The organism is Fructilactobacillus vespulae (assembly GCF_047324295.1).
Taxonomy (GTDB): domain Bacteria; phylum Bacillota; class Bacilli; order Lactobacillales; family Lactobacillaceae; genus Fructilactobacillus; species Fructilactobacillus vespulae.
Genome location: NZ_CP137138.1, coordinates 563,158 through 580,092, shown reverse-complemented (window position 1 = coordinate 580,092; position 16,935 = coordinate 563,158). Strand labels below are relative to the sequence as shown.

The window sequence follows — 16,935 nt, the reverse complement described above, 5'->3', positions numbered from 1 at the left end:
AGAACTTTGTTCTCTCAAAACTAGATAATATCTTTTCTTTTCCGAGTTACCATTATATCTTAATTCTACTTGGTTAAGTCCTCGACTGATTAGTATTAGTCCGCTTCAAGTATCGCTACTCTTCCACTTCTAACCTATCTACCTGATCATCTTTCAGGAGTCTTACTTCCATAAAGGAATGGGAAATCTCATCTTGAGGCGAGTTTCACACTTAGATGCTTTCAGCGTTTATCTCATCCATACATAGCTACTCAGCAATGCGCCTGGCGGCGCAACTGATACACCAGCGGTATGTCCATCCCGGTCCTCTCGTACTAGGGACAGCTCCTCTCAAATTTCCTGCGCCCGCGACGGATAGGGACCGAACTGTCTCACGACGTTCTGAACCCAGCTCGCGTACCGCTTTAATGGGCGAACAGCCCAACCCTTGGGACCAACTACAGCCCCAGGATGCGATGAGCCGACATCGAGGTGCCAAACCTCCCCGTCGATGTGAACTCTTGGGGGAGATAAGCCTGTTATCCCCAGGGTAGCTTTTATCCGTTGAGCGATGGCCCTTCCATACGGTACCACCGGATCACTAAGTCCGACTTTCGTCCCTGCTCGACCTGTTTGTCTCGCAGTCAAGCTTGCTTTTGCCTTTACACTTTAGGAATGATTTCCAACCATTCTAAGCAAACCTTTGAGCGCCTCCGTTACTATTTAGGAGGCGACCGCCCCAGTCAAACTGCCAACCAGACACTGTCTCCGTGCACGATAAGTGCACAGGGTTAGAGTGTTCACATAACAAGGGTAGTATCCCAATGATGCCTCCACCGAAACTAGCGTTCCGGTTTCAATGGCTCCTACCTATGCTGTACAAGTTATGTAAACACCCAATATCAAGCTACAGTAAAGCTCCATGGGGTCTTTCCGTCCTGTCGCGGGTAACCTGCTTCTTCACAGGTATCTTAATTTCACCGAGTCTATCGTTGAGACAGTACTCAAATCGTTACGCCTTTCGTGCGGGTCGGAACTTACCCGACAAGGAATTTCGCTACCTTAGGACCGTTATAGTTACGGCCGCCGTTTACTGGGGCTTCATTTCGATGCTTTGCCGAAGCTAACATTTCCACTTAACCTTCCAGCACCGGGCAGGCGTCAGCCCATATACTTCATCTTACGATTTTGCATAAACCTGTGTTTTTGATAAACAGTCGTTTGAGTCTTTTCACTGCGGCTGACCTTACGGCCAGCACCCCTTCTTCCGAAGTTACGGGGTCATTTTGCCGAGTTCCTTAACGATAGTTCTCTCGCTCACCTGAGGATACTCTCCTCGACTACCTGTGTCGGTTTGCGGTACGGGTAATTAATTACTAACTAGAAGCTTTTCTCGGCAGCGTGACATCAGGTACTTCTCTACTTAAATTTCGATCCTCATCATCGCTTGTCAACCCGGAAAGAAGCATTTAACTCCTCTCCTGACTTACGATTTAAACACACATTTCCAGCCGTGTGCATACCTTAGCCTTCTGCGTCCCTCCGTTGTTCAAACATAATTAACTAGTACAGGAATCTCAACCTGTTATCCATCGCCTACGCTTCTCAGCCTCGGCTTAGGTCCCGACTAACCCTGGGTGGACGAGCCTTCCCCAGGAAACCTTAGTCATACGGTGGATCAGATTCTCACTGATCTTTCGCTACTCATACCGGCATTCTCACTTCTAAGCGCTCCAATAGTCCTTACGGTCTACCTTCATTGCCCTTAGAACGCTCTCCTATCACGCAACATAGTTGCGTCCGCAGTCTCGGTAATATGCTTAGCCCCGGTAAATTTTCGGCGCAGAATCACTCGACTAGTGAGCTATTACGCACTCTTTAAATGGTGGCTGCTTCTGAGCCAACATCCTAGTTGTCTAAGCAACTCCACCTCCTTTTCCACTTAGCATATATTTAGGGACCTTAACTGGCGGTCTGGGCTGTTCCCCTTTCGACAATGGATCTTATCACTCATTGTCTGACTCCCGGACATAAATCAATGGTATTCGGAGTTTATCTGAACTTAGTAATCCTAGATGGACCCCTTGCTCAAACAGTGCTCTACCTCCATGATTCTAATTCCGAGGCTAGCCCTAAAGCTATTTCGGAGAGAACCAGCTATCTCCAAGTTCGTTTGGAATTTCACCGCTACCCACACCTCATCCCAGCACTTTTCAACGTACACGGGTTCGGACCTCCGGTGCGTATTACCGCACTTTCATCCTGGACATGGGTAGATCACCTGGTTTCGGGTCTACGGCAACATACTAATTCGCCCTCTTAAGACTCGCTTTCGCTACGGCTCCGCGTTTTCGGCTTAACCTTGCATGCAACTGTAACTCGCCGGTTCATTCTACAAGAGGCACGCCATCACCCATTAACGGGCTCTGACTGCTTGTAGGCACATGGTTGCAGGAACTATTTCACTCCCCTTCCGGGGTGCTTTTCACCTTTCCCTCACGGTACTGGTTCACTATCGGTCACTAGGTAGTATTTAGCCTTGGGAGATGGTCCTCCCAGATTCCGACGACGTTTCACGTGTGTCGCCGTACTCAGGATCCTGAACTGAGGGTATTCGATTTCGCTTACGAGACTATCACTCTCTTTGGTGTAGCTTCCCAACTACTTCAACTATCAAATACTTTTGTAACTCAGATGTTCAGTCCTACAACCCCGAACCACAAGGGTTCGGTTTGGGCTATTCCCAGTTCGCTCGCCGCTACTTTGGGAATCGAAATTTCTTTATATTCCTGCGGGTACTTAGATGTTTCAGTTCCCCGCGTTTGCCTTTACGCAGCTATGTATTCACTACGCAATGATTAGTCATTACACTAATCGAGTTTCCTCATTCGGAAATCTCCGGATCAAAGCTTACGTACAGCTCCCCGAAGCATATCGGTGTTAGTTCCGTCCTTCATCGGCTCCTAGTACCAAGGCATTCACCATGCGCCCTTAATAACTTAACCTATAATCCAACGGATTATAAATTATTGAGTTTTAGCGATTATAACTAATTAAAAAACTCAAAATAACACAATGGTTATTTCTCGGTGTAATTATATATAAATATAATTTTACAGAAAATAATATTATCTAGTTTTCAAAGAACAAATCTGACGCTGAGCGTCAATGGAGAATAACGGGATCGAACCGATGACCTCCTGCTTGCAAAGCAGGTGCTCTCCCAGCTGAGCTAATTCCCCATAATATCCTAACCGAATTATTCGGTATGGGCCTAAGTGGACTCGAACCACCGACCTCACGCTTATCAGGCGTGCGCTCTAAACCAGCTGAGCTATAGGCCCGAAAGCGAATATTAAATATTAAATATTAAATTAGAGAGTAAAACTCTCAAAACTAAACAAGCTTTTGATTAGTGTAAGGTTCCGAATTATTCCTTAGAAAGGAGGTGATCCAGCCGCAGGTTCTCCTACGGCTACCTTGTTACGACTTCACCCTAATCATCTGTCCCACCTTAGGCGGCGGACTCCTAAAAGGTTATCCAACCGACTTTGGGTGTTACAAACTCTCATGGTGTGACGGGCGGTGTGTACAAGACCCGGGAACGTATTCACCGTGGCATGCTGATCCACGATTACTAGCGATTCCAACTTCATGCAGGCGAGTTGCAGCCTGCAATCCGAACTGAGAATGGCTTTAAGAGATTAGCTTGACCTCGCGGTTTCGCAACTCGTTGTACCATCCATTGTAGCACGTGTGTAGCCCAGGACATAAGGGGCATGATGATTTGACGTCGTCCCCACCTTCCTCCGGTTTATCACCGGCAGTCTCTCTAGAGTGCCCAACTTAATGCTGGCAACTAAAGACAAGGGTTGCGCTCGTTGCGGGACTTAACCCAACATCTCACGACACGAGCTGACGACAACCATGCACCACCTGTCATTCTGTCCCCGAAGGGAACGTCTAATCTCTTAGATTGGCAGAAGATGTCAAGTCCTGGTAAGGTTCTTCGCGTAGCATCGAATTAAACCACATGCTCCACCGCTTGTGCGGGTCCCCGTCAATTCCTTTGAGTTTCAACCTTGCGGTCGTACTCCCCAGGCGGAATGCTTAATGCGTTAGCTGCGGCACTGAGAGGCGGAAACCTCCCAACACCTAGCATTCATCGTTTACGGCATGGACTACCAGGGTATCTAATCCTGTTTGCTACCCATGCTTTCGAGCCTCAGCGTCAGTTACAGACCAGATAGCCGCCTTCGCCACTGGTGTTCCTTCATATATCTACGCATTTCACCGCTACACATGAAGTTCCACTATCCTTTTCTGCACTCAAGTTTCCCAGTTTCCGATGCACTTCTCCGGTTAAGCCGAAGGCTTTCACATCAGACTTAAGAAACCGCCTGCGCTCCCTTTACGCCCAATAAATCCGGACAACGTTTGCCACCTACGTATTACCGCGGCTGCTGGCACGTAGTTAGCCGTGACTTTCTGGTTAGATACCGTCACACCGTAAGCAGTTACTCTTACAGTCGTTCTTCTCTAACAACAGAGTTTTACGAGCCGAAACCCTTCTTCACTCACGCGGCGTTGCTCCATCAGACTTTCGTCCATTGTGGAAGATTCCCTACTGCTGCCTCCCGTAGGAGTATGGGCCGTGTCTCAGTCCCATTGTGGCAGATTACCCTCTCAGGTCTGCTACGCATCATCGCCTTGGTGAGCTTTTATCTCACCAACTAGCTAATGCGCCGCGGGTCCATCCAAAAGCGACAGCACAAAGGCCATCTTTCAAACGCAAACCATGTGGTTTGTGTTGTTATACGGTATTAGCATCTGTTTCCAGGTGTTATCCCCTTCTTCTGGGCAGGTTACCCACGTGTTACTCACCAGTTCGCCACTCAGTTGGATCCAGAGTCATGTTGATGCAAGCATCAACAATCATTAGGGCAACTTCGTTCGACTTGCATGTATTAGGCACGCCGCCAACGTTCGTCCTGAGCCAGGATCAAACTCTCATTTTAAAATGAGAACTTTACTAGCTCTGCTTTATTTTTTGCAAATTGACATTGCATTTGTTTAATTTTCGAACTAAGTTCAAAAATTTCCTTACACTGTTTGTAATCAAAATCTTGTTCAGTTTTCAAAGATCTACTCAGTTGACTGCCTCAGCAGTACTTGATTAATAATACTAGCAACCGGATAATTTGTCAACACTTTTTAAAAATTATTTTTTAATTTTCTTTACCATATAAATCAAAACCGATTTCTGGATGTGCTTTCAAATAATTCTTAGTGAATTTTGAAACAGCACCTTGATCATTAAGATCAATTTGATTAGATTCCATCTCTGAAATCAAACGATGGTAAAAAGCATCAAACTTAGGATTATATAATGAAGTTAATTCAACTTCATGTTTATCGACCCACTGACATATCTCAGCTGCATAAAGAATTATACGTTCATTTTTTAAAAATGTAAATAGAATTTTCAAAGAAAATGGAATTAATTTGAAAAATGCTTCCGTTTTCTCTTCAGGATTTAACAATAACGAAAAACGAGAAAACATAATTTCTTCTACTAATCCTGGTGTCCATTCATCCGGATTCTTTTTCATTCCAATCATAGCAATTTCAGAAAAGACCGCCATAATCGTTGCTGCATTTTCCGTTTGCTCTGCAGAAAAATCACTTGCCAACGGTTTACTGTTAATTTTAGTCAGCCATTCATCAATCATATTTTCTACTTGTTCCGCTCTTTTTTCTTCGCTCATGGTTAGCCCCCGCATGCATTTATATTATACTATCAATTCCATTCCAGTTATAATGAACTAGAATACCATATTAAAAGAGGAGTTTTCAAAAATTGGAAAAAATAGTAATCGTAAGTGGAAAACGTACTCCCATCGGAAAAATAAATGGTCAACTTAGTAGTTTATCATCCGTTGAACTAGGAACCATTGCTGCTAAAGCAACCTTAGCAGAAGTTAATTTAAATCCTGCTGCAATTGATCAGGTAATCTTTGGAAATGTTATCCAAGCTGGTGGTGGTCAAAACATTGCCAGACAAATTGAATTAAACAGCGGAATTCCCGTTTCTAGTACCGCTTGTACCATTAACCAAGTGTGTGGCTCTGGTATGAAAGCAGTCCGTCTCGGACAAACCGCCATTTTAACTGGTGACGCTGAAACGGTAATTGTCGGTGGAACCGAAAGCATGTCCAATGCCCCCTACTTAAATTCAAAGGTGCGCAAGGGACATAAGTTTGGTTCTTTCATTATGGAAGACAGTTTAGAAAAAGACGGTCTTAATGACGCTCGCACTAACGCTCCCATGGGAACTACCGCCGAAAAAGTTGCAGAACAATTTAACATCAGTCGACAAGAACAAGATCAGTTCGCCTACGAATCACACCAAAAAGCAGCTAAAGCTTTAGAAAATGGTTATTTTGACGAGGAAATGATTCCCGTTGAAATTAAAAATAGAAAAGAAATCAAAATCATCACTAAAGATGAAACTGTCCGTCCGGAAACTAACGTTGAAAAACTAGGACAATTAAGAACTGTTTTCCAAAAAGACGGAACGGTTACTGCTGGAAATGCTGCTAGTCTAAATGATGGTGCATCCGCTTTAATTCTGATGACAGAAAGTAAGGCAGAAGCACTCGGGCTAACTCCACTTGCTGTAATTGATAACTATACAGAAGCTGGGTGTGATCCTGACATCATGGGCTATGCCCCTTATTACGCCGTCCAAAAAATGCTTAAAAAAGAAAACTCTTCTATAGAAGATTACGATTTATTCGAATTAAACGAAGCTTTTGCTTCCCAAAGTCTAGCAGTAGCTAAAGACTTACACATTCCGATGGATCGCTTAAACATTACCGGTGGTGCAGTTGCCATGGGACATCCGTTAGGTGACTCTGGTTCCAGAATTCTAATCACTTTAATGAATAACTTAAAGCGAACTAAGCAAAAACGAGGAATGGCTACCCTCTGCATCGGAGGCGGGATGGCCATGGCTATGACCATTCATTTGGCAGAGACTAATTAGGTATTTAGTTGTAAAATCTTTTTTTATTCTTTATAATTGAAAACCGATTAAAAAATTTGTAAGGGAGTGTTAGTATGACTTGTATTTATGTACGGAAAGCAACACTAGAAGACTTAGATGATATTAAGAAAATTATCGATGCCGGACGTGGATTTTTAAAAGAACAAGGAATCGATCAATGGCAAGGTGAGTACCCTAATCGAGAGGATCTTAAACGCGATATCGATAACCAAACTTCATATGTAATTGATGTTGACGGTAAAGTAGCCGGATCTGCAACTCTTCATTTAGGAATTGATCCTGACTATCTCGAAATGGAAGAAGGCGCTTGGGATAATGGTAGCGAAGCCCATTACTCAGCAATCCACCGTGTTTCTGTTTCTCATGAGTACCGTGGTCAAGGTTTAGCTGCTAAATTAATCAGCGGATTATTTACAGTTTCTGAACTTCTCGGTTTTAAAGACGTTCGTATTGACACTCATCCTAAAAATAAAGGTATGCAACACATCATTTTAGCTAGTGGATTCACTCAAAAGGGAGTTATCCGGACTAAAGCTGAAAACGATGACCGCTTTGCTTACCAAATTGAATTACACTAATTAGGAGTTTTTCATGGACAATCAAGCAGTTTTACTCAAATTAATTATTATGGCAGTAATGGCAATTTTAATCTGCATTGTAAGTTTGGTTTGGGTGTATAAATCCCAACCAACTTGGAAAACAAAGCGATTCATTGCTTTACTCATCTTATTAATTGTATTTGTCCTTATCCTGATTTCGTTAATATAAAAAATCTGCAAAGACTTTAGATTATTAAATCTAATTTCTCTGCAGATTTTTTGTTTACTTAAATTTCTTCCAAATGTAAATCATTTTCTTTAGTCTTACCCATCACTTTAAGGAAACGGTAGTATGCCCAACCCAATACGGCGGGAATAACTACTCCAAAGGCCAACAAAACTAATAAAGCAGTTTTATCATTTGCCCAGAGCCAAAGTGGTGCGATAAATGAGTTAAGTCCTAAACCGGCGATTAAGAACGGCGTTTTAAATCCGAAACCAACTACGGCGATAGGTGCCATCATCCCGGCAATCACTAAAGGACCAGCCAAGTAAACGGGACGTTTTAAGATGTTTGCAAATTGAACTTTTGGTGTAACTAAGGTTTGTGCGATGTTTCCACCCCAGTTATTTTCTTTAAATGACATTGCCGTAAATACGACGAATCCAACCGTTGTACCAATCAAAGCTGCCCCACTAGACATTGGGTCTAGTTGAACTGCGATTGCCAATGCTGCCGATGAAGCAGGAGTCATCAAGAATAAGAACCATGCGACAGAAACCACAATTGCTCCTAAAACGGGACTAACTCCCATAGTTTCTGCTAATTTTTCACTAACCCAATTCAAAGCAGGAGTTGTCACATAACCAAATACTAATCCAGAAAGCGATCCAACTAAGGAAACGGCAAATGGAACTAATACCAAATCCAAGGGCGTTTTTCCGGTTAACCATTTTCCTAAAACCGCAGCAACTACTGCTGCCATTACGGCTGAAACTGGTTGTCCAATGTTAAAGACTGCAGAACCAGCAGCTTGGGGTGCCACCCAACCAGTGGCAGTAAATGCCTTTGCAACGGGAGCGGCTGTAAAGTAGACTCCGTTAGCTCCAACAGTAGCAGCAATCATACTTGCCCCAGTTACCAAGGTAGTCGTTCTTAACATCATGGCCACTGCCATTCCTAACGCTGGTGCCAGTAATCGTTGTGCTAATAATCCACTTTCATTTAATGGTTGAAAATGTAGCATTGTTCCTAAGGTACTCAATAAAAGTCCCATTCCTAAAACAGCTAAAATAGTGTTCGAAATTCCAGCTGATACCTGGTATACCCATTCTTTTACTGTGGTTGGTTCTGCTTCCGGGGTGAAATTGTTGCCTTTAGCTTTTTCAGTCATGTTACTTCCTCCTCTTTCAAATTGAGTAATTATAAGATTTAAAAAACAAAAAACACTGGTTAGAGTATGGCTCTAACCAGTGTTTTGTTTGAATATTACTATTCAATGGTAAACTCCAGTCGGCCAAATTGTTGGCCGACATAAATTGCTCGACCGCTTTACTTAATAATAATTAAGTTAATAACGATCAAGTTTAATTTACTGTTTGCGTTCATCATTGAATTGTTCATATTCTTTCTCCAAATTTGTTTTTTTCTAATTATTACAGAATTCTTAAGTTTGTCAACTACTTTTTTATAAAAAGAATCGAATTACTGCCAAAGAAATAATTCCAACGACCACCACCACTAGTAAATTTTTGCTGATAATTGCTGATAGAACAGTAGGAAGCGACGCTAATAAGTTTTCCCAATTAACAGATGGTAAGTGGCCTAAATGTTGCACAAAAATTCCACTGAACCAGAGTGCCGACATAATTACGACCGGAACAAAACTTAAAAATTCAATGATTGAATAGGAAAGTTCAAATTTTTTCAACAAGACAAACGGAATGACCCGTAGTAGTAAGGTGGTAATCCCACAACCAATAATTACTAACATCACAAAATTAAAAGAAAGCATGTTTAATCACCACTCCTAACCCGCAACCAACTAACGTTACGACTAATAATAATAAGTTACTAGGAATAAAAATTAATCCCACAAAGACCAATAGTAAAGTAACCCCCACCATGATTAATTGCAGGTTAAAATTCATCGTTTTATCTGCTCTAATTTGAAGATATAACAAGCCGATAAACATCGCGATAAAGGCAAAGTCTAGCCCATAGTTCATGGGATTAGGAATTAAACTACCTAAACTTCCCCCGATGGCAGAGGAGATGATCCAAGTTAAATACGCAATGATATTAGAAGAATTTAACCATTCAAACGAAATCATGCGTTCCGTATAGTTAAGTTTATTCATCGTCAATGCAAACGTTTCATCCGTCAGCAACGATCCTAAAATGATGTTGCGTTTCATGGATTCGTGTTTTAAATACGGCGCCACGGTCATTCCCATTAATAACATCCGGGCCGAAAGTAAAAAAACCGACATCACAATCGCCAGAAAAGAACTGCCGGAAAGCAACATACTAACGATAACAAACTGTGCGGCTCCTGAATAAGTGATCAATGACATCAAGGTAATCAATAAAACACTTAATCCCCCGGCCTTGGCAACAATCCCAAACGCCAATCCAACGCCAATATAACCTGACAAGGTGGGAATCGTATCCTTAATTCCTGCTTTAACTGATAAATCTTGATTCATTTTAATCACTACTCCTTTTCTGTAAATACTATTTATTTATTATAAAGTGAAACATTCTACAATGATACATAATTTTAAAAATCAGTTATAATTAAGATAATTGAGGAAATATTCTGGAAATTACGTAATTAATGATGTAGAATGAATTATATGATAACCGAACACATGTTCAGAATTTGAAATGGAAAGGTGTTTTTATGGCCGCAAGTTCTAAAAAAAACGTTCAAGATGCTCGCCAAGCCGAGCTTGATAAAGCGTTAAAACAAATTAAGAAAGAATTTGGTACCGGTGCAATCATGCGTATGGGAGAATCTCCTACTACTAACGTGAGCGCCATCTCATCCGGGATTTTATCACTAGATATTGCTCTTGGAATTGGTGGATTCCCCCGTGGTCGGGTGGTTGAAATCTTTGGTGCTGAATCATCTGGTAAAACTACAATTGCATTACAAACCGTTGCTGCATTACAAAAAAATGGTGGTACCGCTGCTTATATCGATGCTGAAAACGCAATGGATCCCGAATACGCCAAAGCACTAGGCGTTGATATTGATAACTTACTACTTTCACAACCAGGAACTGGTGAAGAAGGATTACAAATTGCCGATGCCCTAATTGGTTCTGGTGCAATTGATTTAGTCGTGGTTGATTCCGTTGCTGCCTTAGTACCTAAGTCAGAAATCGATGGAGATATTGGTGATTCACACGTGGGTCTACAAGCCCGTTTAATGTCACAAGCCCTTCGTAAGTTGACCGCTAACATCAATAAAACTAACACAGTGGTAATCTTCATTAACCAACTTCGTGAAAAAGTGGGAGTAATGTTTGGTAACCCTGAAACTACTCCTGGTGGTCGTGCTCTTAAGTTCTACTCGAGTGTCCGGCTTCGAGTTAGTGGTTCTAAACAATCAAAAGATGGTCAAGAAATTGTGGGTAAGGAAACTAAAATCAAAGTTGCCAAAAACAAGGTGGCTCCTCCCTTCAAAACCGTTGATACCCTTATGAGTTTTGGTAAAGGAATTGAACCTGTTGCCGACATGGTCAACCTTGCCGTTGATAAAGACATTATCAACAAATCTGGTTCTTGGTATTCATACGGTGAAGAACGTTTAGGTCAAGGTCTAAACAAAACCGTTGCTAACCTGCACGAAAAACCAGAAATGATTGAAGAACTTACTCATAAAGTTCGAGTTGCTTATGGAATTGAAAAAGAACCAGAAAGTGACGTTAAACCTGATACAGCTGAAAAACCAGCTGATGACGAACCAAAATTAGATCTATAATTTATAAAGAAGGCGAACTCGCCTTCTTTTTTTGTTATAATGAAAATAATTAAATAACTGGGGTGCTTTACGGCTGAGATTATACCCACTGAACCTGATCTAGGTAATGCTAGCGGAGGTATTCAAGCAACAGTTGTCTAATGTATTAAATTAAGCCGGCTCCTTTTTAGGAGGCGGTTTTTTATTTGGAGGAAATACAATGCCAACTATTCAACTTAAAGATTTAACGTACCAATATTCAAAGACTAACGAGACGATTTTTAAAGCTGCCACGGTCACTTTTCCAGCGGCCCAACTGTCTCTGATTACCGGACCTTCCGGGTGTGGCAAATCCACTTTATTAGAAATCATCGCGGGTTTTGATGAAAATTCTAAGCTCCAAAAACAACTTTATTTTGATGATAAGGTCGCTACAAGCATTGCAGCACCGGACAAGACTAAATTGGTTTCAATGATGTTTCAAGATCCTAACCAACAGTTTGTGATGCAAACAGTTGCAGAAGAATTAACCTTCGCTTTGGAAAATATTCAAACTAAGGCTGAAAACATTGCACAACGAGTTCAAACCGCCCTTGCTTTTTGTGAAATCGAAAAATTAAGAGACCGTCAGATTCTGACACTCTCTGGAGGAGAAAAGCAAAAGGTTATCTTGGCAACCATGGTGGCCCTTGATTCAGATATTTTCTTGTTAGATGAACCGTTTGCCAGCATCGATTTAAAGAGTAAACACGAAATTTTAACCAAATTAGTTCAACTAAAACAGGAACAAGGAAAAACCATTATCATTTCTGATCATGATTTATCTGGATACCAAGCCATTGTGGACGAAATTTTCCAGATTAATCCCGAGCAAAAAAAGATTGTTCAACTATCTAAGAAAGAGAAAGTAGCGGTATTAACTCCCGCAAACAACGAGCAATTACACTTCGGAATTCCCACCACAGAACCTTTATTCAACTTCTCTGATTTTCAACTTTTAGCACAACAACAACCGCTATTAAATTTAGATAACTTCACCATTCATAGTGGTTGTACCTTGCTTACTGGTGAAAGTGGTATCGGTAAATCAACCCTCTTTCAATCGTTAGCTAAGCTAAAAAATTATGTGGGTTCCGCTCGTTTAGACGAAACTGAAATCAAAAAAATTAAAGCGCAAAAATTATACGACCACTTAGCGTTGGTCTTTCAAAATGCCAACGATCAATTCTTAGAAGTTACCGTAGCAGAAGAACTAAAAATAGCAGAACAAACCGCGCTAACCAATCACTGGAATGCTAATAAGATTCAAACTGCACTAACCCAGTTAGGCTTGGCGAACAAACAGGACCAAGTGGTTTACACTCTTAGTGGTGGGCAAAAAAAGAAATTACAAATCTTATTAATGCTCATCCGCGATCCGGAAATCTTATTATTAGACGAACCCTTTGCCGGCTTGGACTTAAACTCCGTTAAAACGATTCAACATTTGCTTCAAACGGAATTTGGAGCACGCAACCGGGCGTTAATTGTCATTAGTCATCAAATTTTTCAGTTTGATCACTTTTTTGACTATCATTTACAATTCGCCAATCAAAGTCTCAACTATCGGGAGGTCATCTAATGAATCCAGCCATTAAACTACTACTAGTCATTGCAATTGCCCTTGAAATTTCATTTGTCGTCAACATCGGTCTTAATTTAATTATCATCGGCGCCTGCTTAGCATATTTAATCTTTAAAAAAGTAAACCTAAGAACCATCGCTATCTTTAGTTTGATCGCCTTCTTACCAGCGGTCGGAATCTTTTTCTCCCAAATTTACTATGGTTCAAACGGTTTGGTAATGGGGACGGCCCTTTTCACTAGACTTTACGCCTATATTTTCTTAGGAATCAGTTTCTCTCAAACTACCTACATGATTGATTTAGCCCAAGCACTCGAACAAAATGCCCACATTCCGACTAAGTTTATCTACGGTGTTTTGGCAGCCATTAATTTAGTTCCTCGGTTAAAATATGAAATCGAAGTGATTCGGGCTAACGGAAAAATGCGGGGTAAAATTTTACATCCCTGGATGCCAACTCTCTACTTTAAAGCTTTAATCGTGGCTATCGGCTGGTCTAGAAATTTAGCTAAGGCGATGGTTTCGCAAGGATTTGTGGAAGATCAACCCCGCAGTATTGCAAAAGTCAGTGTAATTTCTAAACTCGATTGGTTATTATTTTTGGGAACTTTATTAGCAATTCAAGTAATAATTTTTATCGTTTAATTTTTAAATTTAGTGTAAAATTAGACCCATAACTAACAAAGGAGCTGCATATGAAAAAAGGATTTGATGCACCATTTGGAATTCTCGGTCTATTAGTCGGAACAGTTTTTATGTTTATCGGGGCTTTTAATGCCCAGTCACTATTTTTCTGGATAGCCGCATTTTTAATGTTGTTTTTCTCATTTACATACTTTCACACCACTTGGTACGGAAAATATAAGATCGTTAAAAAAGCGATTCGAGAACTACAGCTAAAAGGTGATGAGCAAGCATTAGACATCGGTACCGGACACGGATTGGTTTTACTAGAAATCGCTAAGTATTTAAAAGCGCCTGGTAAAGTAATTGGAATTGATATCTGGAGTTCCAAGGATCAATTCCAAAATTCGCAAGCCGCAGCTGAACAAAACATTGCACAGGCCGGCGCAAGTGACGTGGCTGCAGTTCAAACTGGTAACATGTTGGAATTACCTTTCCCAGATAATTCATTTGACTTGGTCACTTCCAGCCTAGCTATTCACAACGTCAAGAATAAAAAAGAACGAGAGCAAGCCCTGGCAGAAGCTAACCGAGTCTTAAAACCGGGTGGTCAGCTACTCATCGTTGACCTAATTTTTGGTCCTGAATATCAAAAAACACTAGCGGCAACCAATCAGTTTGAAAATATCAATGTAAAAAGCGTTGGTTATGACGGCTGGTGTGGTGGACCTTGGATGACGACCACCAAATTAACTGCCACTAAAAAAGCACAATAAACCCAATAAACACGGGACGCAGAGAATCTTTGCTTACCATTAATACCTCCATTTGTTACATTTAAACTAACAAATGGAGGTATTTTTTATGAACTTTGGAGAACGTCTAAAACAAGCACGCGTTGAAAAAAACTTAACCCAACAACAAGTCGCTAAAGATTTTTTTATTACCAGACAAACCATTTCTAGTTGGGAAAATGAAGCCAGTTACCCAGATATTAATTCCTTAATTAAAATCAGTGATTACTTTGGTATCTCCCTTGATACTTTGATTAAGGAAGACAATGGGATGAAAGAATACTTAAAGAAAACTGAAGTTGCTCGATCACTTAAGCCGGTTACAATAATTCTATTAATTATTGATTTAATCTTCTTAGGCATACTAGCGCTCAGAACCGCCCACCTCGTATCTATAACCCACCTTTCTACCATTTTTGTTTTAATTTTAGGCGTGTTAAATGCGATTGCTTTAATTCAAATTAGTCTGCTTCAAATTAAGTTAGAGACTAAAAAACCAAGACTAACCAACCATAAAGCCACCTTGATAGTTGGAATGGGACTATTTCTCGGTGGAATCCTCGGCTTCTTCTTGACCGACTGGAGCACAGTTAGTGGTATTGCATCAGGAATTGGTGGTACCGTAGTTATTATGGATTTAATTATTAATTATAAAAAATAATAAAATATTAATGGTTGCTTTTTGTCGATCATTAATGCTATATTTTAGTTAATTAAATATATTTCTTCGGGGCCGGGTGAAATTCCCAACCGACGGTAACAATTAAGTTTGAAGTCCGTGACCCGCGTTAAGCGGCTGATCTAGTGTGAGTCTAGAACCGACAGTATAGTCTGGATGGGAGAAGAAATTTTTAATTAATTATAGTTACACAAAGGTAGTTTATTTAACTAGACTTTTTGCATACTTTAATTCAAATTAAAAAACAAACAAAGGCCCCGCAAATTCGATTTGTGGGGTCTTTTTTATTGGGGTGATTGAAATGGAAGCAACTAAAACATAACTAAACGTGTCATCTAAACGGAGGTCTGGCCCACTTTTATTTTGGATGATTGCTAAATAACAAAGCGTTGTCACAATCAATTTATTTTAGGAGTGTTTATTATGCAAATTTCACAACAAAAAACTAAGGGACTTGTGTTAGTTTCAACTCTGGCCGCCTTAGCCTACGTTTTAATGTTCATTTCATTTCCAATTATTCCCGCTTTTTCCTTCCTAAAGCTCGATTTTTCTGATGTTCCCATTTTGATTGGACTATTCGTCGTAGGACCTTTAGGAGCCAGCGAGATCGTCATCTTAAAGCTCTTCTTGTTCTGGATGACCCACGGGTTTTCCGTCTTAGAACTAATCGGTTTAATCCCTTCTCTAATCGTATCGTTAATCTTCATTGGAGTTTTCTACCTTTACAAAGAAAGCATTACTAAACCAGGATTTAAGAAATTCGTGCCCGCTATCGTCATCGGGGTGGTCATGGCCATTGTATTGAGTATCTTGAACTACTTCATTTTCTTACCAATGTACATGAAGGTGTTTGGTTTCGATATGGGTCTTCCCCTCTTTAAAATCGTACTTTACGGAGTGGCACCATTTAACTTAATCAAGGGAATCGTGGAAAGTTTGGTCTTCATTATTATTTACAGAAGACTAAGCAAGTTAATTAAATAAGTGTATAAGAAAAAGGACTCGCTGAAAATAGCGAGTCCTTTTTAATCCGCAATTAATCCATTAAATGGGTTCTTTCCAACAATTTGGCAATTGCCACCGAAAGTACTCCACTAAAGATAAACACAGAAACTAAGCTTACTAAGAACAGTGCAATGATTAAACCACTACTAAAGCCGGCATAGTCTTGGCGAATTAGTGAGTAACCAAAGGTAATTACCGTCGTCGTGATTGATGATAAGACTACCCCCAACCAATTGTATTTGCGGTAACCCATCACGGCAAATCCTAGTTCTGAACCAAATCCTTGAATTACTCCAGAGATTAAGGTTGAAGCACCCCAAATCCCACCAAGAAGCATTTCTACTGCGGCACCTAAAAGTTCGGCCAAGATTCCAGAACCCGGTAATTTAATTACCAATAAGGCCAACATTCCTCCTAAAGTCCAAAAACCAAGTAAGATAGCTCCGGCAAACGGTGCCAATCCCACGGGCGTTAAAATTGCAGTAACTGCGGTGTAAATCGGATTCATAATCCAAAAAATTAAACCACAGACAATTCCCACTAAAGTTACCAAAATAATATCTTTCAAATGCCACTTTTTCATCATAAATCCTCCAAAAATAATTTAAAAAATAAAAAGCCCTCAACCACGGCTGAGAGCTTTAAAAAATCA

14 protein-coding genes, 2 tRNA genes, 2 rRNA genes and 2 riboswitches are annotated in these 16,935 nt (G+C 40.7%); of the genes, 8 read left to right on the top strand and 10 right to left on the bottom strand.

Translation table 11 applies throughout. The features are described from left to right. Positions 1–69: 69 nt before the first annotated feature. The 5 genes from R4B61_RS02675 to R4B61_RS02655 all read right to left on the bottom strand — a co-directional run bounded on the left by R4B61_RS02675 (position 70) and on the right by R4B61_RS02655 (position 5,747). Positions 70–2,984 (bottom strand): 23S ribosomal RNA (locus tag R4B61_RS02675). A 164-nt stretch (positions 2,985–3,148) separates the two neighbouring features. Continuing rightward, positions 3,149–3,221: transfer RNA gene (locus R4B61_RS02670), tRNA-Ala, on the bottom strand. A 27-nt stretch (positions 3,222–3,248) separates the two neighbouring features. Beyond that, positions 3,249–3,323, bottom strand: a tRNA-Ile gene (locus R4B61_RS02665). A gap of 97 nt (positions 3,324–3,420) precedes the next feature. After that, positions 3,421–4,997, bottom strand: a 16S ribosomal RNA gene (locus R4B61_RS02660). Together the 16S and 23S rRNA genes with 2 tRNA genes alongside form the textbook arrangement of a ribosomal RNA operon. Before the next feature lie 210 nt (positions 4,998–5,207). Beyond that, positions 5,208–5,747 carry a hypothetical protein gene (locus R4B61_RS02655; protein WP_413628098.1) on the bottom strand — a complete coding sequence of 180 codons (540 nt, stop codon included), beginning with the start codon at positions 5,745–5,747 and terminating at the stop codon, positions 5,208–5,210. A 92-nt stretch (positions 5,748–5,839) separates the two neighbouring features. Here R4B61_RS02655 and R4B61_RS02650 point away from each other — a divergent pair, with 92 nt between their 5' ends. Both R4B61_RS02650 and R4B61_RS02645 read left to right on the top strand, forming a co-directional pair. Further along, positions 5,840–7,027, top strand: coding sequence for a thiolase family protein (locus R4B61_RS02650; RefSeq protein WP_413628097.1), 1,188 nt, complete (start codon positions 5,840–5,842; stop codon positions 7,025–7,027). Between the two features lie 74 nt (positions 7,028–7,101). After that, positions 7,102–7,626 (top strand): N-acetyltransferase family protein, encoded by a 525-nt coding sequence (locus R4B61_RS02645; protein ID WP_413628096.1) that lies wholly within the window; start codon positions 7,102–7,104, stop codon positions 7,624–7,626. A gap of 21 nt (positions 7,627–7,647) precedes the next feature. On the opposite strand, the gene R4B61_RS02640 is transcribed toward R4B61_RS02645, so the two are convergent. The 4 genes from R4B61_RS02640 to R4B61_RS02625 form a co-directional block, all read right to left on the bottom strand. Then, complete coding sequence (locus R4B61_RS02640; protein WP_413628095.1) at positions 7,648–7,773, bottom strand: hypothetical protein; 126 nt, start codon at positions 7,771–7,773, stop codon at positions 7,648–7,650. A gap of 101 nt (positions 7,774–7,874) precedes the next feature. Beyond that, a complete protein-coding gene (locus R4B61_RS02635) occupies positions 7,875–8,981 on the bottom strand; it encodes a PTS transporter subunit IIC (RefSeq protein WP_413628094.1) in 1,107 nt (368 codons plus the stop codon). A gap of 294 nt (positions 8,982–9,275) precedes the next feature. Continuing rightward, entirely contained in the window at positions 9,276–9,602 is a 327-nt protein-coding gene (locus tag R4B61_RS02630; RefSeq protein WP_413628093.1) for an AzlD domain-containing protein, read from the bottom strand. Next, positions 9,589–10,296, bottom strand: coding sequence for an AzlC family ABC transporter permease (locus R4B61_RS02625; RefSeq protein ID WP_413628092.1), 708 nt, complete (start codon positions 10,294–10,296; stop codon positions 9,589–9,591). The genes R4B61_RS02630 and R4B61_RS02625 overlap by 14 nt, the downstream gene beginning before the upstream one ends. A gap of 197 nt (positions 10,297–10,493) precedes the next feature. On the opposite strand from R4B61_RS02625, the gene recA reads away from it, so the two are divergent. From recA to R4B61_RS02595, 6 genes are all read left to right on the top strand, one after another. Continuing rightward, positions 10,494–11,579 carry a recombinase RecA gene (recA, locus tag R4B61_RS02620; protein WP_413628091.1) on the top strand — a complete coding sequence of 362 codons (1,086 nt, stop codon included), beginning with the start codon at positions 10,494–10,496 and terminating at the stop codon, positions 11,577–11,579. Positions 11,580–11,627: 48 nt separating this feature from the next. Then, positions 11,628–11,717, top strand: a riboswitch (TPP riboswitch). A 61-nt stretch (positions 11,718–11,778) separates the two neighbouring features. Beyond that, entirely contained in the window at positions 11,779–13,179 is a 1,401-nt protein-coding gene (locus tag R4B61_RS02615) for an ATP-binding cassette domain-containing protein (RefSeq protein ID WP_413628090.1), read from the top strand. Then, complete coding sequence (locus R4B61_RS02610; RefSeq protein ID WP_413628089.1) at positions 13,179–13,826, top strand: energy-coupling factor transporter transmembrane component T family protein; 648 nt, start codon at positions 13,179–13,181, stop codon at positions 13,824–13,826. The genes R4B61_RS02615 and R4B61_RS02610 overlap by 1 nt, the downstream gene beginning before the upstream one ends. A gap of 50 nt (positions 13,827–13,876) precedes the next feature. After that, complete coding sequence (locus tag R4B61_RS02605) at positions 13,877–14,581, top strand: class I SAM-dependent methyltransferase (RefSeq protein ID WP_413628088.1); 705 nt, start codon at positions 13,877–13,879, stop codon at positions 14,579–14,581. Positions 14,582–14,669: 88 nt separating this feature from the next. Beyond that, positions 14,670–15,260 (top strand): helix-turn-helix domain-containing protein, encoded by a 591-nt coding sequence (locus tag R4B61_RS02600; protein WP_413628087.1) that lies wholly within the window; start codon positions 14,670–14,672, stop codon positions 15,258–15,260. A gap of 58 nt (positions 15,261–15,318) precedes the next feature. Further along, positions 15,319–15,450, top strand: a riboswitch (FMN riboswitch). A 251-nt stretch (positions 15,451–15,701) separates the two neighbouring features. After that, positions 15,702–16,262: an ECF transporter S component gene (locus R4B61_RS02595; RefSeq protein ID WP_413628086.1), complete on the top strand. Its 561-nt coding sequence runs from the start codon at positions 15,702–15,704 to the stop codon at positions 16,260–16,262. Between the two features lie 52 nt (positions 16,263–16,314). Here the strand turns inward: R4B61_RS02595 and R4B61_RS02590 are convergent, their stop codons facing one another. Beyond that, positions 16,315–16,869, bottom strand: coding sequence for an ECF transporter S component (locus tag R4B61_RS02590; protein ID WP_413628085.1), 555 nt, complete (start codon positions 16,867–16,869; stop codon positions 16,315–16,317). Positions 16,870–16,935 lie beyond the last annotated feature (66 nt).